We start from the raw sequence: 3,755 nt of genomic DNA on the forward strand, positions 1-3,755 counted from the left end.
CCCTTCCAGCCCATCCAGCTCACCCTCATCAGCACCCTCACCATCGGGATACCCTCCTTCTTCCTGGCGCTGGAGCCCAACCGGGAGCGCCTCCGGGGCCGCTTCCTGGTCAACGTCATGGAGCGCGCGCTGCCCGGAGGCATCACCATGGCCAGCAACGTGCTGCTCCTCACCGCCCTGTCGTCGTGGCTGGGCTTTTCTCCTGCGCAGTTCTCCACCCTCTCGGTGCTGCTGACGGGGTATACCGGCCTTCTGAACCTGTGGCGGATCAGCCGGCCCTTTGACTGCTGGCGGATGATACTGTTCCTGGTGGTGTCGGCGGGCTTCGCGGGGGGCTACCTGCTGTTGCCCAAGTTCTTTTCCCTGACCCGGCTCACGGGGCCCATGGCCCTCACTTTGCTGGCGCTGGCAATTTGGGCCGCGGCCCTTATGGCCCTGCTCCCCCGGGTGGTGGAGCGGGTGGCCCGGTACCTGGCCGATAAAGGACTTTTGGAAGAAAAAAGAAAAAATTGAGACATTAGAACGCCGGCTTACTTTCGTATGAAAGGGTGCCGGCGTTCTAATGTTTCGGGCATTGACAGCCTCAATTTAGGCCATTACAATGGGGGAAAAGACGCATGGAAAGGGGCCGATACCCATGGAATTGCTGCTGTCACCGGAACGAATGAAGTACATCCGCCTGCTGGCGGAGAGCTACCCCACGCCGCAGGCGGCGTACACTGAGATCATCAACCTCTCGGCCATCCTCAACCTGCCCAAGGGCACCGAGCATTTCATCAGCGATCTCCACGGGGAGTATGACGCCTGCTGTCATATCCTCAACAACTGCTCCGGGGTGATCCGGGAGAAGGTGGAGGTCATCTTTGACGGCGTCCTGGGGAAGGGGGAGCAGTCGGACCTGTGTACCCTCATCTACTACCCCAAGGAGAAGCTCCACCTGGTCAAGAGCTCGGGCCGGGCCACGCCGGACTGGTACCGCAACACCCTGCAAAACCTGATCGAGCTGTCCAAGGTGCTCTCCTCCAAGTACACCCGTTCCAAGGTGCGTAAGGCCATGCCCCAGGAGTTCTCCTACATCATCGACGAGCTGCTCCATGCCCAGGCCGACGAGGACAACAACCAGCAGGTCTACCATGAGAAGATCATCGACACCATCCTGAGCACCGCCGCCGGGGACGACTTCATCGTGGCCCTGGCGGCCCTCATCAAGCGCCTGGCGGTGGATCACCTCCATGTGCTGGGGGACATCTTCGACCGGGGCGCCCACCCGGACAAGATCATGGACCTCATCATGTCCCACCACTCCCTGGACATCCAGTGGGGCAACCATGACATGCTGTGGATGGGAGCCGCCGCGGGCAACGAGGCGTGCATGATGGCGCTGCTGCGCAACAATCTCAACTACGGCAACACCGAGGTGCTGGAAAACGGCTACGGCATCGGCCTCAGGTCCCTGACCCTCTTTGCCCAGAAGGTCTACGGCGGTCCCGACCCGGAGGAGGCGGTCATGCGGGCGGTGCGGGTCATGCTCTTCAAGCTGGAGGGCCAGCTCATCATGCGCCACCCGGAGTACCATATGGAGGACCGGCTGCTCCTGGACAAGATCGACTTTGAGAAGGGCACGGTCCACACCGAGGACCGGGACTGGGAGATGAAGGAGCTGGAGTTCCCCACCCTGGACCCGGAGGACCCCTATGCCCTCTCGCCGGAGGAGGAGCGGGTGGTGGCCGACCTGAAGGCGGCCTTCCTCAACAGCGAACGGCTCCACCGCCATGTGGCCTTCCTCTATGCCCACGGGTCCATCTACCGCTGCTTCAACCAGAACCTGCTCTTCCACGGCTGCATCCCTCTGGACCAGGACGGCAATTTCGCCGCGGTGGAGATCCAGGGACGGCTCTACCAGGGCCGCGCCTATATGGACATGGCCGACGCCATGGCCCGGCGGGCCTGGGGTCGCGGCGCGGACCAGTACGCCGTGGACTTCATGTGGTACCTCTGGGGCGGGGAGCTCTCCCCCCTGTGCGGGCGCAAGGTCAAGACCTTTGAGCGGTCCTATATCAAGGACCAGGAGGCCTGGGTGGAGCCTGAGAATGCCTATTACCGCTTCTGCCGTACTGAGCAGACGGGGGCCATGATCCTGCGGGAGTTTGGACTTTACGCCCCCAATTCCCATATCATCAACGGCCACAGGCCGGTAAAGGTGGTCAAGGGGGAGAGCCCGGTGAAGGCCGGGGGCAAGGTCATCGTCATCGACGGCGGCTTCTGCAAGGCCTACCATAAGTCCACGGGCATTGCCGGGTATACCTTAATTTATAATTCCCGGGGAATGCGCATCAAGGCCCACCGGCCCTTTGAGAGTGTGGAGAAGGCGCTGAAGGAGAACAAGGACATCGACTCGGACACCGAGGTCTTTGAGACGGAGGGGACCCGGGTCCGGGTCAAGGACAGCGACAACGGCAAGCAGATCGCCGAGCGCATTGCCGACCTGGAGATGCTCCTGGTGGCGTACCGGTCGGGGCTGGTGACCCCGGCGCCCAAAAAGCGGTGAACAGCCCGGACTCCGGGGCCAGATGGCCCCGGAGTCCGGCCATAAAAGGGGCTCGAGAAAAAATCTGAAAAAAGATGAAATTTTGTGTTGACAAACCGGACACCCTCTGCTAAAATAACATTCGTTCGGTACCGAGCCGAGCGGCTGAAAACCGAATAGATGGGGGTATAGCTCAGCTGGGAGCGCCAGCAACCGCATGTGACGACCCCTCGACGCGAGGAAATGACAATTTAATCAAAACCCCGGAAACTCAGTAAAATCAAGGGTTTCCGGTTATATGGGGGTATAGCTCAGCTGGGAGAGCGCTTGAATGGCATTCAAGAGGTCAGCGGTTCGATCCCGCTTATCTCCACCAAAACAATAACTCACACAGTCAATGCTGTGTGAGTTATTGTTTTATCCAAGAAGAATATGAGGACGAACACTCAGTTAAAAGATGTGTTCCTAAGCCCGTGCAAAAAATGCACGGGCTTTTTTTATTTTCAATGAAGTAACAAGATTGGAGGTTTACAGTGGGGAGTAAATTTTTTGAGGAACTATCCCGGTGTCTCGGAAAGGAGCAAATTGAATCCCTTAGCAAAGAGGACAGGCGGCTGGAGATTTTTCTCCATGGACAGCCTGTCCTTTCTGTTTCTCCTGGGAACGAAGTATTTATGCTTCCGTCCGGGAGCAAGAATCCAGAGGCCAACGAGCTGTATCACAGGGTCGCCATTGCAGCCGACAGAGTATTTGAATATGTGGAGGCTATGGAAAACACCCCCCTGCTCCGTGCTCGTGGTCTTGACAATAAGTTTCATCTGCTTGCGGATTTCGGCGGGGCTGTGCTGGCGGGCAGAGAGCGAGGCACCGGCCGGGGCTATGAGTTCGTTACATGGATCTGGGATTATGAAAGGGTCGGCGTCAGCCATGGGCACTATTATGAGGATGATTTTGCAGGAGCCAAACGGGACTTCGCTGTCCGCTCTGGTCTGATCCCCAAAGCCAGTCTCTTCTCCAATGAGGAGTTGACAGAGATTTATCGTGCAACGGATCATCTGTTGGCAGAAGACCCAAATTTGAATGACAAACAGATAAGAGCCATCCAAGAAGCCAGAATCAAAATCGAGTTCTCTGTCCCTGACCTGGACACCCAATTGGAACACAGACAGGATTATAGCCCTCAGATGGAGATGTAGGGCTCGGCATTGGAGGAATACGATGAGAATGA

At 58.1% G+C, this 3,755-nt stretch carries 2 protein-coding genes, 1 tRNA gene and 1 pseudogene; 3 read left to right on the forward strand and 1 reads right to left on the reverse strand.

From position 1 onward, the window contains the following. The 3 genes and pseudogenes from Q0K09_RS10545 to Q0K09_RS10555 form a co-directional block, all read left to right on the forward strand. Positions 1-513 (forward strand): annotated as a pseudogene (locus tag Q0K09_RS10545) (cation-translocating P-type ATPase); the annotation flags it as partial. Between the two features lie 124 nt (positions 514-637). Beyond that, positions 638-2,548 carry a fructose-1,6-bisphosphatase gene (locus Q0K09_RS10550; protein ID WP_294476163.1) on the forward strand — a complete coding sequence of 637 codons (1,911 nt, stop codon included), beginning with the start codon at positions 638-640 and terminating at the stop codon, positions 2,546-2,548. 279 nt (positions 2,549-2,827) lie between these two features. Next, positions 2,828-2,903, forward strand: a tRNA-Ala gene (locus tag Q0K09_RS10555). 181 nt (positions 2,904-3,084) lie between these two features. Here the strand turns inward: Q0K09_RS10555 and Q0K09_RS10560 are convergent. Beyond that, on the reverse strand, positions 3,085-3,755 hold a 671-nt coding region (locus tag Q0K09_RS10560), incomplete at its 5' end, for a hypothetical protein (protein ID WP_294476165.1).

The organism is uncultured Intestinimonas sp. (assembly GCF_944387725.1).
Classification (GTDB): Bacteria; Bacillota; Clostridia; order Oscillospirales; family Oscillospiraceae; genus Intestinimonas.